Annotated in this window: 17 protein-coding genes; 10 read left to right on the forward strand and 7 right to left on the reverse strand. The window is 35.7% G+C overall.

Annotation, left to right across the window (positions count from 1 at the left end; genetic code table 11):
• Positions 1-174: 174 nt before the first annotated feature.
• Complete coding sequence (locus tag NCCP28_RS16020; protein ID WP_248562428.1) at positions 175-1638, reverse strand: protein adenylyltransferase SelO; 1464 nt, start codon at positions 1636-1638, stop codon at positions 175-177.
• A gap of 611 nt (positions 1639-2249) precedes the next feature.
• Between NCCP28_RS16020 and ahpC the strand changes: the two genes are divergently transcribed.
• The gene (gene ahpC / locus NCCP28_RS16025; RefSeq protein WP_248562429.1) at positions 2250-2813 is read left to right on the forward strand and encodes an alkyl hydroperoxide reductase subunit C; all 564 of its coding nucleotides are present in this window, start codon (positions 2250-2252) and stop codon (positions 2811-2813) included.
• Positions 2814-2825: 12 nt separating this feature from the next.
• Positions 2826-4355 carry an alkyl hydroperoxide reductase subunit F gene (gene ahpF / locus NCCP28_RS16030; RefSeq protein WP_248562430.1) on the forward strand — a complete coding sequence of 510 codons (1530 nt, stop codon included), beginning with the start codon at positions 2826-2828 and terminating at the stop codon, positions 4353-4355.
• 495 nt (positions 4356-4850) lie between these two features.
• On the opposite strand, the gene NCCP28_RS16035 is transcribed toward ahpF, so the two are convergent.
• Positions 4851-6365, reverse strand: a complete 1515-nt coding sequence (locus NCCP28_RS16035; RefSeq protein WP_375709420.1) for a transcriptional regulator — start codon at positions 6363-6365, stop codon at positions 4851-4853.
• A gap of 650 nt (positions 6366-7015) precedes the next feature.
• Positions 7016-7927 carry a LysR family transcriptional regulator gene (locus NCCP28_RS16040; RefSeq protein WP_248562432.1) on the reverse strand — a complete coding sequence of 304 codons (912 nt, stop codon included), beginning with the start codon at positions 7925-7927 and terminating at the stop codon, positions 7016-7018.
• 262 nt (positions 7928-8189) lie between these two features.
• On the opposite strand from NCCP28_RS16040, the gene NCCP28_RS16045 reads away from it, so the two are divergent.
• The 3 genes from NCCP28_RS16045 (at position 8190) to NCCP28_RS16055 (ending at position 12834) form a co-directional block, all read left to right on the forward strand.
• Complete coding sequence (locus tag NCCP28_RS16045; protein WP_248562433.1) at positions 8190-9305, forward strand: 5-methyltetrahydropteroyltriglutamate--homocysteine S-methyltransferase; 1116 nt, start codon at positions 8190-8192, stop codon at positions 9303-9305.
• Between the two features lie 48 nt (positions 9306-9353).
• Positions 9354-10718, forward strand: coding sequence for an MFS transporter (locus NCCP28_RS16050; RefSeq protein ID WP_248562434.1), 1365 nt, complete (start codon positions 9354-9356; stop codon positions 10716-10718).
• A 1279-nt stretch (positions 10719-11997) separates the two neighbouring features.
• Positions 11998-12834, forward strand: coding sequence for a class II fructose-bisphosphate aldolase (locus NCCP28_RS16055; RefSeq protein ID WP_248562435.1), 837 nt, complete (start codon positions 11998-12000; stop codon positions 12832-12834).
• Between the two features lie 94 nt (positions 12835-12928).
• On the opposite strand, the gene NCCP28_RS16060 is transcribed toward NCCP28_RS16055, so the two are convergent.
• Entirely contained in the window at positions 12929-13549 is a 621-nt protein-coding gene (locus NCCP28_RS16060) for a GntR family transcriptional regulator (RefSeq protein WP_248562436.1), read from the reverse strand.
• Between the two features lie 310 nt (positions 13550-13859).
• Here NCCP28_RS16060 and garR point away from each other — a divergent pair, with 310 nt between their 5' ends.
• The 5 genes from garR (at position 13860) to rluF (ending at position 19974) form a co-directional block, all read left to right on the forward strand.
• On the forward strand, positions 13860-14759 hold the full coding sequence (gene garR, locus NCCP28_RS16065) for a 2-hydroxy-3-oxopropionate reductase (protein WP_248562437.1): 900 nt from the start codon (positions 13860-13862) through the stop codon (positions 14757-14759).
• Positions 14756-16192 carry a four-carbon acid sugar kinase family protein gene (locus NCCP28_RS16070; RefSeq protein WP_248562438.1) on the forward strand — a complete coding sequence of 479 codons (1437 nt, stop codon included), beginning with the start codon at positions 14756-14758 and terminating at the stop codon, positions 16190-16192. The genes garR and NCCP28_RS16070 overlap by 4 nt, the downstream gene beginning before the upstream one ends.
• A gap of 179 nt (positions 16193-16371) precedes the next feature.
• Positions 16372-17691: a gluconate:H+ symporter gene (locus NCCP28_RS16075; protein WP_248562439.1), complete on the forward strand. Its 1320-nt coding sequence runs from the start codon at positions 16372-16374 to the stop codon at positions 17689-17691.
• Between the two features lie 375 nt (positions 17692-18066).
• Positions 18067-18738, forward strand: coding sequence for a hypothetical protein (locus tag NCCP28_RS16080; RefSeq protein WP_248562440.1), 672 nt, complete (start codon positions 18067-18069; stop codon positions 18736-18738).
• Between the two features lie 528 nt (positions 18739-19266).
• Positions 19267-19974: a 23S rRNA pseudouridine(2604) synthase RluF gene (rluF, locus tag NCCP28_RS16085; protein ID WP_248562441.1), complete on the forward strand. Its 708-nt coding sequence runs from the start codon at positions 19267-19269 to the stop codon at positions 19972-19974.
• Positions 19975-20109: 135 nt separating this feature from the next.
• Here rluF and rlmH read toward each other — a convergent pair whose 3' ends face one another.
• From rlmH to NCCP28_RS16100, 3 genes are all read right to left on the reverse strand, one after another.
• A complete protein-coding gene (gene rlmH / locus NCCP28_RS16090; protein ID WP_248562442.1) occupies positions 20110-20589 on the reverse strand; it encodes a 23S rRNA (pseudouridine(1915)-N(3))-methyltransferase RlmH in 480 nt (159 codons plus the stop codon).
• An 80-nt stretch (positions 20590-20669) separates the two neighbouring features.
• Positions 20670-20831: a CxxH/CxxC protein gene (locus NCCP28_RS16095; protein ID WP_248562443.1), complete on the reverse strand. Its 162-nt coding sequence runs from the start codon at positions 20829-20831 to the stop codon at positions 20670-20672.
• Between the two features lie 264 nt (positions 20832-21095).
• The gene (locus NCCP28_RS16100; RefSeq protein WP_248562444.1) at positions 21096-22316 is read right to left on the reverse strand and encodes a S1C family serine protease; all 1221 of its coding nucleotides are present in this window, start codon (positions 22314-22316) and stop codon (positions 21096-21098) included.
• Positions 22317-22487 lie beyond the last annotated feature (171 nt).

Consider the following 22487-nt stretch of genomic DNA (forward strand, 5'->3'; position numbering starts at 1 on the left):
AATTATAGATAAAATCCAAAGAGGAAAAATTTCAGGCCGAGAGAAAACATTTGACTTTTGAGGCATGAAGCCTTGTAAGAAGCGGATTTATCACATCCGTACAAGGAGAACAACGAAAAAAGCGAGCGTTTGTCGACAGTCTGACCACTCCTATTTAACTTTTATATTGAGTTATTAAGTGCCGCAATATGTTCTATATGGCAAAGTCTCTTTAGATGGCTGAGCGTACTCTATCTGCTCCTTTGTATGTGCGTACGGTTTGGATAGCGCATTAAGCAGCCTTTCCATCACATTATAGTCTCCTCTTTCCACCGCAGCTTCTAACGCCTCTTCCACTCGGTGATTCCTTGGAATTACAGCAGGATTGCTGCTTTTCATCAACAGAGTTCTCTCCTCATCAGACTCTTTTTGCCTTTTAATCCTTTCCTGCCAAAGCTTATGCCACTGAACAAATTCCGGACTTTTAAACATCGCTATATCTTTCTGTTCGGCAAAAGTCAATGCAACAAAGACATTTGTATAGTCTGCTCTATATTTCTCCATTATTTTAAGAAGGTTGCTGACAAGATCCTCATCTGCTGTTTCTTCATTAAATAAACCTAGTTTTCTCCTCATCCCATTAAGCCAATTGGCATAATATATTGAACCATATGCAGATATTTCAGTCTGTGCTAGTTCTAATGCTTTTTGTTCATCATCACCCAATAATGGCAAGAGACTCTCTGCAAAACGTGCAAGATTCCATCCGCCTATTGAAGGCTGATTGCTATAGCGATAGCGTCCTTCTCTATCTATCGAACTGAATACTGTGTCTGGATTATACACATCCATAAATGCGCAGGGTCCATAATCAATCGTTTGTCCGCTTATTGTCATATTATCAGTATTCATTACCCCATGAATAAAGCCAACCAGCTGCCATTTTGCAATAAGGGACGCTTGTTGTTCAATAACTTTCTGAAGCAAAGAAAGGTAGGGATTCTCTTGCATCTCCAATTCAGGATAATGCCTTCTTATTGTATAATCAGCTAAACTGCGAAGTTCATCGACTGTTCCCCAGTTTGCCCCATATTGAAAAGTTCCGACTCGCAAGTGACTGGAAGCTATACGAGTTAAAATGGCACCAGGGAATTCTTTTTCCCGAATAACTGACTCTCCAGTCGTTACTACAGCTAAGCTGCGAGTTGTTGGAATACCAAGAGCGTGCATCGCTTCACTAATAATATATTCTCTAAGCATAGGTCCAAGCGATGCTCGGCCATCCCCACCTCGAGAATAGGGCGTTCTCCCTGGACCTTTTAACTGAACATCAACCCGCCTGCCTTTTGGCGTAATTTGTTCCCCAAAAAGAATTGCTCGACCATCTCCCAAGCGATTAAAATAGCCAAATTGATGCCCTGCGTAAGCCTGCGCAAGCGGAGCAGCCCCTTTTGGAATTTTATTTCCAGAGAATATTGCCGCACCATCCCCATTTTGCAGCTCCTCTCGATCCAGTCCAATGGATTCTGCCAATTGATCATTAAATATAACCAGTTTTGGTTCATTCACAGAAGTTGGCAATATGTTTAAAAAAAATAATGTGGGAAGTTCTGCATAACTATTATCTAAATTCCATCCTGTTATTTTATTTTTTGTCATAATTTCTCCTTCTCTGTATTCGTTCTAAAAATAAACAAATTCATTTTCACCCTACATTCTAATCTTTAATAATGTCCGCTTTCTAATGTTTATTATACAATTTCTAGATAGAATTCAAATGGAGGAGCATTTTGAAAACAAGAAGGACATGAGGTTATTTAAGATGTAATACCGTAGATAAAGGGAGAATAATATCAACTGATTTTAGCATAGAAGCTAACTAATAGGATAAAGTAATACATGCCTCCACTTTTTCTGTCTATTCTTTTGCATATAAATTTTTATCTATAATAATATTAACTAATGTAAAAACACTAGTTAATTGAGAAATAGTAATATTAATTGAAAATTTTATTTTGCAATAAATATTTTCTTTTATCTCTTTTAATAATTATCAAACAATCTGTAGCTAACATAATTATTATAAATATAAATTCAATATAACTGTAGCAATAAATCGTAAAAAATTGAGCATTATCCTTGACAAAATAATAAGGTTTATATAATAATTAATTTTGAATTAGAATTATTATTAGTTATTTATAGTTTTGGCAATATGTCTAAAACTATCTATTTTATAAAACTCAACACATACTTAGGAGGAATTAATTATGTCTTTAATTGGAAAAGAAGTACAACCATTCAAAGCATCTGCTTACCATAACGGTGAATTTATTGACATTACAGAAGAAAGCCTAAAAGGACAATGGAGCATTTTCTGCTTCTATCCAGCAGATTTTACATTTGTTTGCCCTACAGAACTTGAAGATCTTCAAAACCAATATGCAGCTCTTAAAGATCTTGGAGTAGAAGTTTATTCTGTTTCAACTGACACTCATTTTACCCATAAAGCATGGCATGATCACTCAGAAGCTATCGGCAAAATCGAATATGTTATGATTGGCGATCCTTCCCAAAAAATCTCTCGCAACTTCGATGTACTAGACGAAGAAGAAGGCCTTGCTGATCGCGGTACATTCATCATTGATCCAGATGGCGTTATTCAAACAGTTGAAATCAACGCTGGCGGTATCGGCCGTGACGCAAGCACTCTTGTTAATAAAGTTAAAGCAGCACAATATGTTCGCAACAATCCAGGGGAAGTTTGTCCAGCGAAATGGCAAGAAGGTTCTGCAACACTTAAACCTAGCCTAGACCTTGTAGGAAAAATTTAAGGAGTGCTATAAATGCTACTGGATACAGAGATAAAAGCACAATTAAACCAATATCTTCAACTAATGGAAGGCGATATAGTACTTAAGGTAAGCGCAGGTTCCGATGAGGTTTCTCGTGATATGCTGGCTCTAGTAGATGAATTAGCCACTATGTCCTCAAAAATTAAAGTGGAGAATACACAGCTGCAAAGAACACCAAGCTTTAGTGTAAATCGCATTGGCGAAGACACTGGCGTAACATTTGCTGGTATTCCTCTTGGACATGAATTCACTTCATTAGTATTGGCACTGCTGCAAGTAAGCGGCAGACCTCCGAAGGTTGATCAAAAAGTAATTGATCAAATTAAAAATATTAAAGGCGAATATCATTTTGAATCTTATATTAGTTTGAGTTGCCACAACTGTCCTGATGTTGTACAAGCATTAAATTTAATGAGCATTCTTAATCATGGCATTACACATACCATGATTGATGGTGCAGCTTTTAAAGAAGAGGTAGAAAGCAAAAACATCATGGCAGTGCCAACAGTATTCCTAAACGGGGAATCATTTGGCAGCGGACGTATGTCAGTAGAAGAAATCCTTGCTAAAATAGGCAATGCTCCAGATGCCTCAGAGTTTTCTGATAAGGATCCCTTCGATGTGCTTGTAGTCGGCGGCGGACCTGCTGGTGCAAGTGCAGCTATCTACGCAGCGCGCAAAGGTATTCGTACAGGAATTGTAGCTGAACGCTTTGGCGGTCAAATTATGGATACCATGAGCATTGAGAACTTTATCAGCATGAAATATACAGAAGGCCCTAAACTCGCAGCAAGTCTTGAAGAACATGTAAAAGAGTACGATATTGATGTAATGAATTTACAGCGCGCCAAAAGCCTGGAAAAGAAAGATCTTATCGAGATTGAACTAGAAAACGGTGCTGTTCTAAAGAGTAAAGCTGTAATTCTTTCAACCGGTGCTCGCTGGCGTAATGTTGGTGTACCTGGTGAAGCAGAATTCAAAAATAAGGGTGTAGCATACTGCCCTCATTGTGATGGTCCATTATTCGCCGGAAAACATGTAGCTGTTATCGGCGGCGGTAATTCTGGTGTTGAGGCAGCAATTGATTTAGCTGGCATTGTAAAACATGTAACAATTCTTGAGTTTGCATCAGAGCTTAAAGCCGATTCTGTACTGCAAGAGCGTCTTTACAGTCTGCCAAATGCAACTGTTCTAAAGAATGTTCAAACAAAAGAAATTACTGGAACTGATAAAGTAAATGGTATTTCCTATATAGACCGCAACACAGAAGAAGTCCATCATATTGAACTAGAAGGTATATTCGTTCAAATTGGCCTTGTACCAAATACTGATTGGTTAGGCGACACAGTTGAACGTACTAGAACCGGTGAGATTGTAGTAGACAAACACGGCGCAACAAACGTACCTGGAGTGTTTGCGGCAGGAGACTGTACAAATAGTCCTTATAAACAGATTATTATTTCTATGGGATCAGGCGCAACTGCATCTTTAGGTGCCTTCGATTATCTAATTAGAAATTAAATATTGATTGGAATAAGAGAAAGCCGCTTTTAATAAAGCGGCTTTCAGACTGTAGACTGCTTGATTCCTAACCTTAATAAACTAATTCCTTCTCATAATTCTTTACATGAAATAAATGTAATCGATTCTTTCCAGTCCGTTTCACTTTATATAATGCTTCATCAGCTAAATTAAGTTTTTGACCTTTATTTTACTATACCAAGCTACTCTATTATTAAGGCTGTTTTTGTAAATTTTATTGTTTTTAACAGAAAAAAATAGAAGAAATAGTTTTAGTAAATGTAATGCTCGATGCTTGCTCATGGAAAGCAAAGCGTATTACGTCTGCTTGTTTAAAAGTAGCAATCTTTTAGAAAACAGCCATTATTAAAAATAACCTCTTTTTCTTCTCCTATTTTATAACTCTTAATAAAAAAACTGTTATACAACAAAATTCTCCTACTAATCATTAATTTTTTACTAATAAAAAAAGATACAGCTTTTCTGTACCTTTCCTTACTTCTTAATAATAATATAAGCCTGTTTTGGATGGTTTGGCTGATTAGGATATTTGAGCCTAATTTTCCCTTTATCTAATAACTTGGCCAAATAATTATTTCTTAAGCCATCAGGAGTTCTTGCTAATAAGCGTGCTAATTCTCTTAACATAAGAGGCTTCTGACTACAAAGATTTATTACAATATCTTCCATCACACTTGGAGACAAGCGTTTTTTCCTTCTAGCAAGTTCTGATATTTCCCATAATTTTTTATCCATTTCTTCTGAGGGAGATTCGTTTATTTTCTCTTCTGGAAGATCCTTTGTCGAATGACTCGCTACTATTTCCGCCAGTTCATGAACATCACTCTCGTCTTCACTATTATAGGAGTTCACTATGTCGTCAAAAGGTGACATTATACTATCATCTAACTCATTTTCATTATTACCGGAGCCCTTCTCTTTATTATAGGAGTTGTTACCGCTATTTAAGGAGTTCAGTTCGTTACTATAGGAGTTAAACTCTTTATTATAGGAGTTGTTACCGCTATTTAAGGAGTTTACTATATTATTACAGGAGTTCGCCTCACTATTCAAGGAGTTCGATTCGTTACTATAGGAGTTGTCTAGATCGTCAAAATTCGACATCATTAACTCCTCTTCACTAGAAAATAAAAAAAGGTTATTTTCCTTTTCTCTGGTTTCTTCTTCGCTGATTCCCTTTTGATTCACATATAACCTAAGAATAGTACGCTCGAGCCCTGACTCTTTTATAAAATCAAAAGAACCGTCCCCGCCATAATGTTCCCATAATTCTTTAGTGCTTTTTAGGCTAGATCCCGTTCTTTTACAAAGACCAATTAAAATAAACATTTTAAAAAGGTTAGGGTTACGCAGATTACTTACATTGCCTTCTAATGCTTGCTCTAAAGGTATACGCAGAAGACCTGGATTGGAAAATTGAAATAAATCTGCTTTTTTTTCAATCACAATGCCCCCTTCTCCATAATAATCAGCATGAACTAACGCATTGATTAATGGTTCCTGCAGACAAAATAGAGCGCTTATTTCCTCAGCAGGGGTAAAATGAGCATTCTGATACAAATTATTAAAATTAGCCTTTAGCTCTACATGGGCTTTGAAATAAAAATCAAATATATTCCCTGACCAAGTTCCATCCTGTGAAGTAAAACGTTTGGACCAGTTATCAGCTATCTTTTCTCCTAAGACTTCTCTATATTCAAGAAAAAATTGCGGCAATACCTCCGTAATAATCCTTTCTTCACTAAACATCAATAAACCAGCAAGAGTTAAACCTTCCTGATTGGTGTTTCTTACCTTTCCCCATGCACCAATTTTATATAAAAACTCTTTTATTTCTAATCCATTCCAAGGATGACTAGGATTAATCGTTGAAAATTCCCCTCGATATTTTTTAATAGATTCGAAATTCAGTTCATTGATCCCATAATATTCTAAGATTACATTATCTTGCGGAACAGATGAATAATCAGGTGGATGATGTATATTCACGTTCAATCGCCCCTCTTATACTCGATTTATATCTATCTTTTGATTATTCTTATTCTACCATCTTTTGTCTAGTTCTTCCCTCCTTTATAGGATAAGTAACATTTTCCATTAAAAGCATCGCTAAAACAGCTTATTCAAAATAGTAGAAAATAAGTTTTTTTAATATATCAACATAATAACTGAATACTATTTTCTCTTATACTATTATTATGTTTCTATGCATAAAAAATACATATTTATACTTTCGTTAGTTCTTTTACCTATTGTTAAGCTATTTTTAAATGAAAGAAAATGTGATTTTAATATTCGCTTTCCTATCACTTCTTTATTAAAGCGCATAACTAAATAGACCTTTGGAAAAGGCCTATTTAGTTATATATATTATGAGTTTTTTTAACATTTTTTTCATATCCTGCAAAAACAAATTCTATATTAGATTATTCATCGAATGTCCTCTGTATGGAGACAATCCTTCTTTCATCCAAATTAAAAATCAAAGTGGCGTGCTTTTCCACGATATCATTCATACTCAAACTAGATTTTCTCACCAACATATTTTCCCATTTATCTCCTTCATAACTAAATATACTTACCCTAAAAAAAGCTAGAAATAAAACATCATTCTCAGATTCCTTTTTTAAAACTCTATCTCATGATACATAGAAATTTATAATCTGCTTAAGCTCTTCCAAATACACTTTAGCCATTCTGCTCAATTGCGTTTTTTTATGCACCACCCAGCCAACTGTAATAATTTCTCCTTCTTCAAGTGGAACAGATACAATATTGGAGCCATTTAAATCTGAACTTAAAATGCCAGTAGATATTGTATAGCCGTTCAATCCGATCAGTAAGTTAAATAGAGTGGCCCGATCACTGACCTGGATGCTTTTTTTGCTGGGAATCGTGCTAAAAATCTCTTCTGAGTAATAAAACGAATTAAACTCTCCTTGTTCAAAATTAAGCCTAGGATAATCCTCTAAATCTTCTAAAGTAACAGATTTTCTTTTTGAAAGCGGATTCTGATCACTCACAAAGATATGCGGAGCCGCTTTAAAAAGCACATGAAAATCTAATCCCTCTTCTTTCAATAGCTGCAGCATTACTTTTTCATTAAAGGAACTAACGTATAAAATACCAATTTCACTGCGTAAATTCTTGACATCTTCTATAATTTCATAGGTTCTGGTTTCTCTCATAGTAAATTGATATTTATCTCCCCCATGCTTTTTTATCATTTCTACAAATGCATTTACAGCAAATGCATAATGCTGTGTAGAAATAGAAAATAATTGCTGAGAGGGAATCGTATTAAAGTATCGACGCTCTAATAGTTCAACTTGTTCTACTACCTGCCTGGCATATCCAAGAAACTCGGCTCCATCTGGCGAAAGTGTAATGCCTGTGGATGTGCGAGTAAAAATAGTAATGCCTATTTCTTTTTCCAGTTCTTTTATTGCCTTTGATAAACTAGGTTGTGATATGTATAATCTGCGTGCAGCCTCATTAATAGAGCCACACATGACAACTTCAATAACATATCTTAGTTGATGCAACTTCATCTTTAATCCCTCATTAATTTATTTAAAATGTTCTCACTATATTATAAAAGAATTTATTCCGCTATTCTAACCTTAGACGAAATAAACAAAAATGAATAGAGCACTGCTAAAATATAAAAATCATATGTCCAATAGAATATAAAAGAGGCAGTCGTTATAGCTTTTGGCTATAACGACCAATTACTTTTATCAGTTACACTATAACCTTCTAATCATGTTAGGATACAAACATTAGAGTTAGAAAAAGAAAAGAGGAAATTTTATGAAAACAATAAATACAACTAGCAATAGCGCAACCATTTTCCGCGCCGATCAAGTCGGCAGTTTATTGAGATCCGATGCCATAAAAAAAGCCCGCTTACAAAGCTCTGCTGGAGAAATTTCCTTAGAACAATTACGAAAAATCGAAGATAACGAAATTGCAAGAATTGTACAGAAGCAAAAAGAAATAGGATTGCAAGCTGTTACGGATGGAGAATTCCGCAGAGCTTGGTGGCATTTTGATTTCTTAGAAAATCTGGTTGGAGTTAATGGCTTTTGGGAAGGAAACGGCATTCAATTCCATCAAAAACAAACAAAATCTCGTGCGATTAAAATAACCAACAAATTAGACTTTGGCAATCATCCTATGTTAGAAGATTATAAGTATCTTCATCAAACAGCCAAGGACCATGTAGCAAAATTTACAATTCCAAGTCCAAGCATGCTTCATTTTCGTGGAGAGATTGATAAATCAGTTTATCCAGATGAAGAAGAATTCTTCGATGATTTAGCCAAAACATATAAAAAAGGGCTGCAAACTTTTTATGATGCCGGCTGCCGCTATCTGCAGCTTGATGATACATCATGGGCTTATCTATGTTCAAAAGAGCAAAAAGAACAGCTTCGTGCAAAAGGACTGAACCCTGATTATTTAATAAAAATGTATTTAGATACATTAAACAAAGCAGTAGCAGGGCGACCTGATGATTTAAAGATAACAATGCATATTTGTCGTGGAAATTTCCGCTCCACATGGATTTCCTCTGGTGGATATGAACCAGTGGCAGAACAATTATTTGGTCATCTAAATATCGATGGTTTCTTCCTTGAATATGATAATGATCGTTCAGGCGGTTTTGAACCACTTCGTTTTGTAAATAAATCTGACCTAAATATTGTTTTAGGCTTAATTACTTCAAAATTTGGTGAATTGGAAAGTAAGGATGCTATTATAAAACGAATTGAAGAGGCATCACAATTTGTCGATTTAAATCAGCTATGTTTAAGCCCTCAATGCGGATTTGCATCCACAGAAGAAGGCAACTTATTGACAGAAGAACAACAATGGTCAAAACTTCGGCATGTCGTGGAAATCTCCCAGGAAGTTTGGAAATAAACAATTTTTAATATAAAAAAGAAAAATGGCTACAAAAGGGGGAATAATATGCGTGTTGTTCAGACTTCTCAGGTAATCGCTGAAAGTAAGTTTAATAAATTTCATTTATTGGTTTTTCTTTGGTGTTTTTATGCCATTGCTTTTGATGGTTTTGATATTGCCTTATACGGAATTGGATTGCCTTTAATGATGAAGGACTATGAGTTAACCCTTGTAGAGGCAGGAGCAATCGGCAGCTATACTCTAGTTGGCATGATGCTTGGTTCCTTTTTGCTTGGCTCCCTTTCCGATATTATTGGCCGAAAAAAGATATTAGCAATCTGCATGCTTTTATTCAGCATATTTTCCCTTTTTGCTGGTTTAGCGCCAAACTCCCTAACCTTTACGATTATGCGCTTTATTGCTGCTCTTGGAATGGGTGGATTAATGCCAGCTGTAATTGCCATGATGACAGAATACTCTCCTAAAAAAAACCGCGCGCTGATTGTGGCGACAATGTATTGCGGCTACTCTATCGGGGCTATTCTGGCTTCACTAACAGGCATGTATTTAATGGAAAGTCTAGGGTGGAGATTTTTATATTGGCTAGGGATTATTCCCTTACTTACGCTGCCATTGTTTCTTAAACAATTTCCTGAATCTCTTTCTTATTATATTATTCGCAACCAAGGCGGAAAAATAGCCAGCATTTTAAACAAAATAGATTCTAAAGGGAACTATCAAGCAACAGACGATTTTGAATATGCGACTGTTAAAGAACGGGCAAAAGGCTTTCCAGCCAAAAAGCTATTTTCAGACAATCGAGTTATTAGTACACTAGCCTTTTGGACTGCCGTGTTTAGCTGTCTTCTTATGATATATGGCCTAAATACATGGCTTCCTAAAATTATGCAAGGAGCTGGATATGGAATCACTTCAAGCATATCATTCAGCCTAGCATTAGGAGTTGGACAAATCGGAGGATCTTTATTAGGCGGTTACTTAGTGGAACGATTAGGCCATCGCAAAGTACTTATCTATATGTTTTTATTAGGAGCTATTTGCTTCGTTTCCCTTAGCGCAACGTCTAATACACTTCTGTTATATATATTAATCGCCATTGGCGGTGCATGCACAGGGGGAACACAAAACTTAATAAATCCATATATATCTGAATTTTATCCCCAAGAAATCCGCACAACAGGCCTTAGTGTGACGGTTGGCATTGGGAGAATCGGAGCAATATTGGCACCACTGATAATCGGTCTTTTGCTAGCGGCTAATTTAGCGCCGCAAAATGCATTTATGGCATTTGCCGTTCCAAGTATTATTGGAGTAATTGCCCTTTTATTAGTGCAAGAGAAATACGGGAGTTTTTACAAAATCAGCAAAACATCTAACAGCCATTTTAAAACAGAAAATAAAGGTGCTTAATTACTAAAAATCCTCTCTTCTCTAATATGCCTCCTTTAAACAAGCTGATAAATCTGCTTGTTTAAAGGGAGGCATATTTTATTTTCCACTGACAAAAATAAGTGCGAATATGTAAAAATTCATAAAGATAGAAAGTATTCTTTGACAGAAACCTTTATTACTTACTATCTTATTATTCACAATATAATCTGCTCCATTCTATAAAATTAATATTTCAGCCACCAGTCTAAATATTTATTTAAAAAAACAGCAATGTGATGTTCTAGGAAATTGCCGATAATCATGCCTGATTAAATGCTCGCCCAGAACAATCTAAGAACGGAGTGGGTATAGATGCACCTTTATTTTTAATAAAGATTGCAATGTCCAACCTTCCTATTGGGCCTATTATGGGCTAAGCAGGCAAGAAGTGAGGGAAATGGTGGGCACTAACTCCCTTTTCTCTCGCTAGTGCTTTTTATATACAATTGAAAACATCTATCTTTTGAGAAGCGCAGCCTTGCGGGGAGTGGAGTTACTAAGGCAGGTAATGAGCATCTGGACAAGGCGAGCAACAAAGAAAGCAGGTGTTTGCCAACAGCCTGAGATATTATATATCAAAGAATTACCATAATCAGATACAAGGCCTAGGAATTGCTTATTTTGAATGCCACCATTACTGAGCATTAAACAGCTCCTTTGCTTGTCATCTAGTCTCTAATTGTTAATTCATCATAATCTTCACTTAACCTTATTATCCACAAAAAACAAATTTGTACGAAATTTACAGATGAATCGCGATGCAAATGCTTTGATATAAGGATAATAGTAATTATTTCTACTTCTCTTCAGAACCATCCCGATAATTTTTAAGTAATGTGCACTCTAGCCTTTATAGCTTTAATATTTTTCTGTCTCCTTTAATATGCAAGCTGCCATAAATGACTTCATTGTACATCGCTTCGTTTATATTAATCATCAACTCTACCTTTGATGAACCAGCTCTCAACACTTCGTTAATGTATGTGAACGATAAACTTCTTCCTTCTGATTAATAAATTAACTGTAAGCTTATTGAAAGAGGATAATTGCTTAAATGCTCTGTTTATATGTTGAGAAAGGAAATCTTGACTCATATTCTATCCATTGCCTCTATTTGTGGTATGGTTCACCTTAATCAATCCAAATTAGTCTATTAAAAAATTCGAATTTATCTAAAAATAAAATAAAATGTATACAAATCTTTTAAAAATGTATACAATATTTTCAACTTAATCTATCAACCAAGGAGGAAACAATCATGTTAGTGAATACAAAAGAAATTTTAACAAAAGCACAACAAGAACAATATGCTGTGGCAGCTTTTAATGTCTATAACTTAGAAACAGCCCAAGCTGCTATCCAAGTAAGTGAACGGGAAGGTACACCTGTGATTATCGCTTTAGGAGAACGCTATTTTCCTACAGTAGATGTGGAAGGTTTTTCAGCTATGATCAAAGCAATGGCTGAAAAAGTAAAAGTTCCAGTTGCACTGCATCTTGATCATGCATATGAAAAGGAATCCATTATTCGAGCGATTCGAGCTGGTTTTACCTCTGTTATGTACGACGGATCGAAATATAATCTCGAAGAAAATATCCATTTTACCAAAGAGATTGTAGAGATTGCCCATATGGCAGGGGTCTCTGTTGAAGCAGAAATCGGTTCTGTGGCAAGGGGGGCATTCTCAGATGAAGAAGAAGGAGATGGAACTTTAACAGATCCACAATCGGCCAAGGCATTCGTGGCTGAAACAAACGTTGACTTTTTAGCTGCTGCAATCGGTACTGTTCATGGAATGTACAAAGGGGAACCAAAAATCGACTTAGCCCTTCTCGAAAAGATTCGTGCAGCAGTTGGTATTCCGCTCGTTCTGCATGGCGGTTCTGGAACACCGGGAGATGTTCTAGAGAAAGCAATCAAATTGGGAATTTGCAAAGTAAATGTCAATACAGAAGTTTCCATAGCAGCTGTCTCTTACCTTGAAAAATACGCAGATAATAATCAAATGGCCCATCTTTCTACCATTATGGCAGAAATGCAGCAAGCAATGGAACCAGTCATGACAAAATTTGTCCGTCTGTTATCAAAAAAATAAAAAAAGAAACAAACAAGAAGTGCCCTCAGAATTTACTGAGGGCACTTCTATCTATCCATCCACTGTATGCAAAGATACTCTATACTATACTATACTATTCATTACTCATTATGTGCAGATAAAAGTTTAAATCCGTTTCTAAGTGTTTTTTCATCAAAATCTCAGCCTTTTCCCCATCTCTTGCCTTGATTGCCTCATAAATTTCTTCATGTTCATCAATAAGATGTGGACGATTATAGATGACAACCGTTTTTCTAAACAAATAAATAATTGCCTGCATTCGATCAATAATATCAATCATGACAGGATTATTGCTTGCTTTTACAATATCATTATGGAAGGCTTCGTTGGCAGACATAATTTCTTCCTTTGTGCCCTTTCTGCCAATCTCAATATATTTGTATAGTTTTTCAATTTCATTTTCTTTTAAAAAGGTTGCTGCACATCGGGCTGAGTACCCTTCTAACAAGATCCGGACACTAAACATATTTCGTAAATCCTTCTCTTTTGGATTTACCACTCTCTTTTTGACAATTAGTCCTTCATATTCTAATTTTCTTATCGAATCTCTTATCGGTGTTCTGCTGACGCCAAGCTCAACAGCAATTTTTTCTTCGACGATCTTGGTACCACCAGGAAGCTCACCATTTAAAATCTTATCGCGGAGAATTTCATAACAATGATGATACGCAGGTCGGGGGCTATTACTTTCCAACACAAATTTCACCTCAATAATTATTTCCTAATAAAGTCCATAGTACCAAATTATTTTAAAAAATAACATAGAGAGAAAGTGTACAACTCTTTTTATGAATACATTTTTTATAAAACTGTATACATTTTTTAAAAAATACGTATACAAAAAAATATTTATAGTATACAATCTAAACATAAATACTTTTTGTAAGCGATTGCTTACCATTTTCAATTACAAAGCAGATGACCGAATCTATACAAGAAATGGATATTATTTTTTCAAAGCAGGAATCTGCTTTTCATAACATAATGCATGGGAGGAAAACAACATGACAAAAAGGATTGGCTTTATTGGATTAGGCATCATGGGAAAACCTATGGCTTTAAACCTTCTGAAAGCAGGACATACTTTAACGGTTAATGATCTTAATCAAGATACAGTACAACTATTAATGGAAGCGGGTGCAAAAGTAGCTCGTTCTGCAAGAGAAGTGGCAGAAAACAGTGAAATTATTATTACGATGCTTCCTGCATCAAAACATGTACAAGCTGTTGTTTTAGGCGATAATGGAATCTTATCAGGAGCAAAAGAAGGAGCCATTATTATTGATATGAGCTCCATTACTCCTGCTGCTTCCATTGAACTGGCAAAAGAAGCAGCTAAAAGCGGTGTGGGCTTCTTGGATGCTCCTGTCAGCGGCGGCGAGCCTAAAGCGATTGATGGCACATTATCCATCATGGTTGGTGGGAAGGAAGATGTTTTTGAAGCAGCAAAATCCGTGCTATTTGATCTGGGAAGTGCTGTTACATTAGTTGGAGACAGCGGCTGCGGGGTTACCGCCAAATTGGCCAACCAAATTATTGTAAACCTTAACATTGCCGCAATGTCAGAGGCGCTTGTTCTAGCTGCAAAGGCTGGAATTGATATTGAAAAAATGTATCAAGCGATCAGAGGCGGATTGGCAGGCAGCACTGTACTGGATGCTAAAGTTCCACTGATTCTTGAAAGAAATTTTGCTCCTGGCGGCACCATCGCCATTAATATGAAAGATATTACGAATGTGATGGATACAGCTCATGAAATTGGCGTACCCCTTCCATTATCCAGCCACCTATTAGAAATCTTTCATGCATTAAAAGTAGATGGAAAATTAATGGATGACCACGGCGGCATTGTTCAGTATTATGAAAAGCTTGCAAATGTAGAAGTAAGGGGATCTAATCAATGAGTTCAAATAAAAGATTAGTAGAAGAAGTTTTTAGCCAGATACCTTCTGTTGATACAAGCATTGTGAATGAAATGATAGAGAAGGAACTTAAGAAGCTAAATAAAAAAATTATTGTACTAGACGATGATCCAACCGGTGTTCAAACCGTTCATGGTGTCTCCGTTTATACAGATTGGTCACTGGACAGTATTGATAAGGGTTTTAAAGAAGCTAACTCTATGTTCTTTATCTTAACAAATTCACGTGGATTTACGGCTGCCGAAACAACAAAAGCGCATCAAGAAATTGCCGCAAATATTGTGAAAGCAGCGAAGAAAAACAATCGTGATTTTACAATCATCAGTCGTGGGGACTCCACATTAAGAGGTCATTACCCACTGGAAACTCAAGTGCTAAGAGAAACAGTAGAAGCAAATGAAGAGATTAAATTCGATGGTGAAGTGATCCTTCCATTCTTCAAAGAAGGCGGACGTTTCACCATTGATAATATCCACTATGTTCAATATGATGAGTATCTAGTTCCTGCAGGGGAAACAGAATTTGCGAAAGACCGCACCTTTGGCTACAGCAAATCACATTTAGGCGAGTGGGCTGAAGAAAAATCTAACGGTGCATATAAGACTGAGAATATGACATATATTTCGCTTGATAGCCTGCGTGCACTAGATATTGAAACAATTGAACAGCAGCTGCTGAAAGTGGAAAATTTTAATAAAGTAATTGTGAATGCAGTGGATTATACGGATGTAAAAATCTTTACCATTGCCTTAATTAGAGCCATAAATAAAGGAAAGAACTTCATGTTCAGAAGTGCAGCCGCTCTTACGAAAGTAATCGGAGGCGTAAGTGATAAAAACTTGCTTACTCAGGCAGAACTAATGACGGAAGAAACAAACAACGGCGGATTGGTAATAATTGGTTCGCATGTTAAAAAGACAACAGAACAGTTTGAAGAACTAAAAAAATTGGATACGGTTGAGTTTATTGAATTTAACGTTCATCTTGTATTAGAACCTGATAAATTCGAAAAAGAACTTGATAGAGTAGTAGAAACAACAAACCAGCTAATCTCTCAGGGGACAAATGTGGCCGTTTATACAAAACGGGAAAGATTGGATCTTGGAGAAAACAAAAAAGAAGAAGAGTTACAGCTGTCTGTGAAAATTTCTGATGCAGTCACTAGCATCGTGAAAAGATTAGAAGCAAGACCTTCCTTTATTATTGCTAAAGGCGGCATTACATCTAGTGATGTTGGAACAAATGGCCTTGAAGTCCAAAGGGCAACGGTAGCTGGTCAAATTAGACCTGGAATTCCTGTCTGGAAAATAGGCAGCGAAAGCAAGTTTCCAGGGATTTCTTATGTTATCTTCCCAGGAAATGTCGGGACAAAAACGGATCTTAGAGAAGTTGTTGAGATGCTAAGCCAAAAGTAAACCTAAAAGCAAGAAACTTTTTAAAAAATAAGGTTGGCCTTTAAGTAAGGAGTCCATACTCATTATACAGTCGTTCAGCAATCTTTTTATTCAATCAGAATTAGATGATAGATTATGAGTAAACTCCTTATGGAGGCGAACCTCTTTTATGATGACAAAAAGGAAAAGAGGAAAAATCAATGCCAATTATTTCAGTCACTATAGGAGTTGCCCTATTATTAGTCTTAATGATGGCCTTCAAATTAAACGCTTTCATATCATTGATTATTGTTTCACTAGCAGTAGGAATACTAGAAGGAATGACACCTATTGCGGCTATAGAATCCATTGAAGCTGGTCTAGGCGGAACGCTTGGACATCTTACCATGATCATTATCTTTGGTGCCATACTTGGTAAGTTAATGACGGATTCTGGTGGTGCGCAACGCATTGCGACAACTTTAATTAATGCTTTTGGGGAAAAACGAGTTCAGATGGCTGCTGTTATTACTGCGGCTATTGTTGGAATCGCTTTATTTTTTGAAACTGGAGTTGTTGTTTTAATTCCATTAGTATTTACTATTGCCACCGCGGCTAGAGTGCCAGTTTTATATCTTGGTATGCCAGTAATTGCTGCCTTGATTACCATGCATGGGTTTGTACCCCCGCATCCAGGTCCAACTGCAGTTGCAAATGTTTTTGGAGCAAATATCGGCTTAACGATGATTTTAGGAATCATCATTGCGATTCCTGCCTTTATTCTTGCAGGTCCAGTCTATACAAAATTATTTAAAAAAGAATCATTAGAGATTGAAATTCCAAAAGGTCTATTTAATCCTAAAAAATTTAAAGAAGAGGAGCTTCCTAAGTTTGGAGTAAGCCTTTTCACTGCTCTTTTACCAGTTATTTTAATTGCGTTACAAGCCATTGTAGAAATTTTTATACCTGAATCAGCCATCGCACCAGTCACTAATTTTATCGGTAATGCGAATGTAGCCTTGCTCATTTCAGTTATTGTTGCTATCTTTACATTCGGTTTAAATCTTGGTAAAAAAATGCCAGAAATTATGCAATCTCTTAGTGAATCTGTAAGCGGTATCGGAATGATTCTATTAATCATTGCTGCTGGCGGTGCCTTCAAACAAGTATTGATTGACAGCCATATCGATAAATACATTTCTGATCTTATGGCTGGTTCTACCCTGTCACCTTTGCTTTTAACTTGGCTAATTGCTGCAATCCTAAGAATAGCAGTAGGATCTGCAACCGTAGCAGGTATGACAGCAGCAGGTATTGCTGCACCACTTGTCGCTTCAACTGGCACAAGCCCAGAATTAATGGTATTGGCCGCTGGTGCAGGAAGCGTTACCTTCTCACACGTAAATGACGCAGGCTTCTGGATTTACAAAGAATATTTTAACCTAACAATCGGAAAAACGATTAAAACCTGGTCTGTCATGGTAACAATTATTTCTTTAGTGGGACTTGCCGGTGTCCTAATCCTGGATATGTTTATATAACTTATAAAAAAGGCATTGTTATTCGAAACAATGTCTTTTTTATTTTCACTAGGTCTAGGAAAGCCTCCCCTGATTAAACATATTTCTTTTGTTTCCTGCGTATTCATTTCCCTCAACACTAGCAGTTGCGAAAAGTCCTATAACAATTGAGCACCAAATTCCTGCGAGACTATAAATGCCAAATGGATCTAGCATATATCCTCTTATTTGAATCGATTTTTCACCAGTACTTATTTCCTGCTTCATTTAAATTCCATAATCTTTTACAAAATTATTATTTTTCGTTTTACAGTACCTCTATATTATAAAATTTACCTATTATGTCCAAGCTTACTTATTTCTTTTCCATATACTGATAAAAAAGGAGGTGAGAAAGTGAGTAAAAAGAAAGATGGCTCTTCACACAAGGATGAAAAAAAAGGGAGTAATAATGAGCATAGCTCTTCACGTAAAGATAAAGTAAAAATAGACTCGACACACCAAACATGTATTGACCGTGCTTATCGTATTCCTATATTTTTAAGTACGACAACTCATTTAAATGACAACCAACAACGGTTTCTAAACCGTCTCATTTTAGAGATTGAAAATGCTTTGCTTTTTCCACGTACATTACCTTTAAGCGAAAGTTATCCCGAATCCATTTTAACTGATATTCGTCGGCTAGTTTCATCAAGCTATGGAATGTTGGCAGTAAACCTTCGTCGTTTTAAAATTCAAACAGTTGACGTTAATGCGGGACCTCTTCCACCATCTACTCCTTTTTGGGAAGGATCCGTTTATTCACAAGTTGAACCTTCCATGGCTTTTCAATTTGGTCTCCCCTTATTATTAGTAAGGGAAGAAGATACCGACGCAAACAATGGAATTTGGGCAGGAGGAATCGCCCCACTCAACCTATTTATAGTTTGGCATTCTGAAACTCAAACTGTTGATCAATTCTTTAATACTCCTGAATGGAGATCAGCCTTTGCAAATTGGAGTGCACAAGTCAGAAATGCTTTTTATATTCAGACAGAGCCTGCATTCAAGTACCGATGTGAATGATAAACTGGTAATTGAACATTAAGTCGAAAATATATAAGGTTTTTTTACCTCTATATATTTTTGACTTTTTTACATAAAAACAACTATTTCTATTTAGTAACTAAATAAAAAATTGAACCCAAAAATAAAAATCCACTTCATTTTCCAAAGGATATTCCACCTTTATAATTAAGCTTTTTTTAGTATTCATGCAAATATTATGAATCTCTCAAACGCTTCAAATAACCAGGCTGCCATTCCTTGATATAATTCAAATACCGATGATCGGCCAGCAAAATTAGAAAAATTATTACCACTACGTAATAACGTTTCTAGCATTTATGTAAACAGGTTAAATCCAATACTCCCAATTATTAACGGCTTTATATATTTAATTCAAATAAAAATAACAATTGCACCTCAAAAAAGATAGCTTCTTTTAAAACAAATTTTTATCCGCTATCCCTAAATAAAAGTTTGTGATTCCTCCTTAAAATAAAGTATAGTTAGTATCTAATAAAAAAATCCTCTGATTAAGGATGTGTCATTATGCGTATTAATAAATATATAAGTGAATCTGGAAAAGCATCTAGAAGAGGCGCCGATAAATTAATTGCCGATGGGAGAGTTACTATCAATGGGAAACGTGTAACTATAGGTAGCCAAGTTGAACCTGGGGATGACGTTCGAGTAGATGGAAATCCAATCCGAGTAGCAAGGAATAATGTCTATATTGCCTTAAATAAACCTGTAGGCATTACTAGTACAACAGAAAAAGGCGTAAAGGGAAATATTGTTGATTTAGTCAACCACCCATTAAGAATATTTAATATTGGACGCCTGGATAAAGATTCAGAGGGCTTAATACTTCTTACAAACGATGGAGACATTGTCAATGAAATACTGCGTTCTGAAAATAAGCATGAAAAGGAATATATCGTTTCTGTAGACAAGCCAATTACCCCTGAATTCGTGAAGAAGATGTCAGAGGGTGTCAAAATATTAGGTACAAAAACACTTCCTTGTGAAGTGGTTCAATTATCAAAATTTGATTTTCAAATCATTTTAACGCAAGGGCTAAACCGTCAAATTCGCCGCATGTGCGCAGAATTAGGATACGACGTTTACCGATTGCAAAGAACTCGAATCATGAATATTCATTTAGGAAACCTTCCTCCTGGACAATGGAAAGATTTATCCAAAAAAGAGCGAACTCAATTATTTAGAGAATTAAACTATGAGCCAAAAGAATGGTAAAATTATCATTGGATTAATGTCCAGCTAGCTAAAGGGACAATCTCATTATAATTAATTAAAGCTTAGTGCTTCTTTCTTGGAAAGAAGCACTAAAAAAGATATGCATAAGGACCATCTATCCCTTTAAAACCTCATTTACTTATGATACGGTTCTCCTCGATTAATCCGAAACGCCCGATAAACCTGCTCTACTAAAACAAGCCTCATCAATTGGTGAGGGAATGTCATTTTGCTGAAAGAGAGCTTGTCGTCTGCTCTTTTTAAAACATCATTGCTTAATCCTAAAGAACCGCCTATAATAAAAGCTACTTTGCTTTTTCCGTATGTAGCGAGTTTATCTAGTGTGTCTGCTAGTTCTTCAGAAGACTTTTGTTTGCCTTCAATGGCCAGCGCGATAACATGGGCATCTTGAGAAATTTTTGCGAGGATTCTTTCTCCCTCTTTATTTTTGACTTGCTCCATTTCTGCATTGCTGAGTATTTCAGGAGCTTTTTCATCGGAAACTTCGATGATTTCTATTTTGGAATAGCTTGATAATCGTTTTGTATATTCATCGATTCCTTGCTTCAAGTATTTTTCTTTTAGTTTTCCAACTGTAATAATTGAGATATTCACATGTATTCCTCACTTTACAAACAACATATCCACATAACTTATCCACATATCCACATTTATAATCCACATATAGTATGAAATCATTTGTTCGCTACCATATATATGGCGATATTTTTGCAATATCCACAGGTTGTGGATAACTTTTCCCCTTCTCTAAGGTTTTCCAAAATAGGAAATGTTTCATGCTCATTTACGATCGTATCTATTGCTATATCAATATGTTCAGCACAACTATAAATCATTTTTTCTTCTCCTTTTTTACCTATAAATCTAATTTTTCAAAATATTCCTGTGGATAACCGTATTGTTATCTTTTTTTCAGTTATCCACATTTCATCTTATCATTCTATCTCAAAACTGCAACTATTCCTTTTAAAATTCTCTAATAAGTCTATATTTCTTTTTTTATTTTTCCTTTTAATATTTTTTTTATAAAGTTTTTATGCATTTATTTTGTAATTTCGATAAACAAAAAACAGGAAGAACGAATTCTTCCTGTTTTTTGTTTATCGATTATCTTCAGACAGCATTAATTCTGCTGTCATCTGTTTTCCTTCGCGATAATATTTTATTTTCAATTTATCACCTATTTTTTTCTCCGTATACAAATGTTTTCTTAAATCAATTAAATCGCTGACCTTTTCTCCATCCAATTCAACAATAACATCTAATTCCTTTAAACCTGCTTTCGACGCTGGAGAATTTGGACTAACATCTTTAATTGCTACTCCATCTGTCACGTTTTCTGGAAGCTTTAATGCTTCTTGCTGATAATACCCTGGAATATCGCTGACAGATTGAAGCTCTACTCCCATATATGGGCGTTTTACTTCACCATATTTTTCTAAGTCTTGAATAATTGGTTCTGCTGAGTTAATTGGAATAGCAAGACCGATCCCTTCTACAGAGGACTCAGAAATTTTCATACTATTAATGCCAATTAGCTGGCCAGCAATATTAATTAATGCTCCTCCACTATTGCCAGGGTTAATGGCAGCATCTGTTTGAATAACTTCTGACTGCCAATCTGTTACACCATCTTCATTAATATCTACTGGTATCGTCCGCTGTAGCCCTGATACAATTCCTTGAGTTACGGAACCGGAGAATGTCATGCCAAGTGGATTGCCAATAGCAATAACAGGTTCACCTGCTTTTAGCGTATCCGAATTGCCGAATTCAGCGATTTTGCTGATATCTTTTGCATCTACTTCTACAACAGCAAGGTCTGTCCATACATCAGCACCCACTAATTTTGCACTTATCTTCTTTCCATCCGATAAAGTTACCTCAAGTTCACTTGCACCTGCTACTACATGATTATTTGTAACAATATACGCATTATCCCCGCTCTTTTTATAGATGACACCAGATCCGGTACCTGCTTCTTGTGCAGAAGTATCTTCCCAAAAGTTAGAAGATTGAAGATTGCTAATGCCAACTACTGCATCAGCTGCCTTATCAACTGCTTTTGTTATGTTCGTTTCTACATTTAGGGAAACATTTTTTGTATTTAATTCCTTATCCTCCGTTATGGTAATATCATCATCAGTTTCCTTTTTAGTTGCTAAAATTCCATTATCAGCAAAACGGGTTACTATTAATAAAACAAGCAATGCACCTATAATGGCACCTAAAAAGCCTGAAAAGAAGTAACTTCTTTTTCGTACAGGCTTTTCTCTTTGATTTCCATATTCAAAATCCTCTTCATTTGCCACGTACACCATTCCTCTCTTTTAAAGAACTAAAATATATGCTTTGGTTATGTAAATAAAAAGTCATTACATAAGTTCTTTATTTATTTTTCCTTATTTTTTTAAAAACAAACAAAATAACTGCTTTCTTTTATAGAGAAAAATAAAAAACGACCTAGAATAAATTTTCTGGCCGTCTCTTTA

The organism is Niallia sp. NCCP-28 (assembly GCF_023168165.1).
Taxonomy (GTDB): Bacteria; Bacillota; Bacilli; order Bacillales; family Cytobacillaceae; genus Niallia.

What these genes read in the sequence shown, in the direction of transcription:
- NCCP28_RS16020 (WP_248562428.1), bottom strand. Translation starts at nt 1,638, where the DNA reads ATGACAAAAAATAAAATAACAGGATGGAATTTAGATAATAGTTATGCA.
- ahpC (WP_248562429.1), top strand. Translation starts at nt 2,250, where the DNA reads ATGTCTTTAATTGGAAAAGAAGTACAACCATTCAAAGCATCTGCTTAC.
- ahpF (WP_248562430.1), top strand. Translation starts at nt 2,826, where the DNA reads ATGCTACTGGATACAGAGATAAAAGCACAATTAAACCAATATCTTCAA.
- NCCP28_RS16040 (WP_248562432.1), bottom strand. Translation starts at nt 7,927, where the DNA reads ATGAAGTTGCATCAACTAAGATATGTTATTGAAGTTGTCATGTGTGGC.
- NCCP28_RS16045 (WP_248562433.1), top strand. Translation starts at nt 8,190, where the DNA reads ATGAAAACAATAAATACAACTAGCAATAGCGCAACCATTTTCCGCGCC.
- NCCP28_RS16050 (WP_248562434.1), top strand. Translation starts at nt 9,354, where the DNA reads ATGCGTGTTGTTCAGACTTCTCAGGTAATCGCTGAAAGTAAGTTTAAT.
- NCCP28_RS16055 (WP_248562435.1), top strand. Translation starts at nt 11,998, where the DNA reads ATGTTAGTGAATACAAAAGAAATTTTAACAAAAGCACAACAAGAACAA.
- garR (WP_248562437.1), top strand. Translation starts at nt 13,860, where the DNA reads ATGACAAAAAGGATTGGCTTTATTGGATTAGGCATCATGGGAAAACCT.
- NCCP28_RS16070 (WP_248562438.1), top strand. Translation starts at nt 14,756, where the DNA reads ATGAGTTCAAATAAAAGATTAGTAGAAGAAGTTTTTAGCCAGATACCT.
- NCCP28_RS16075 (WP_248562439.1), top strand. Translation starts at nt 16,372, where the DNA reads ATGCCAATTATTTCAGTCACTATAGGAGTTGCCCTATTATTAGTCTTA.
- rluF (WP_248562441.1), top strand. Translation starts at nt 19,267, where the DNA reads ATGCGTATTAATAAATATATAAGTGAATCTGGAAAAGCATCTAGAAGA.
- NCCP28_RS16095 (WP_248562443.1), bottom strand. Translation starts at nt 20,831, where the DNA reads ATGATTTATAGTTGTGCTGAACATATTGATATAGCAATAGATACGATC.
- NCCP28_RS16100 (WP_248562444.1), bottom strand. Translation starts at nt 22,316, where the DNA reads ATGGTGTACGTGGCAAATGAAGAGGATTTTGAATATGGAAATCAAAGA.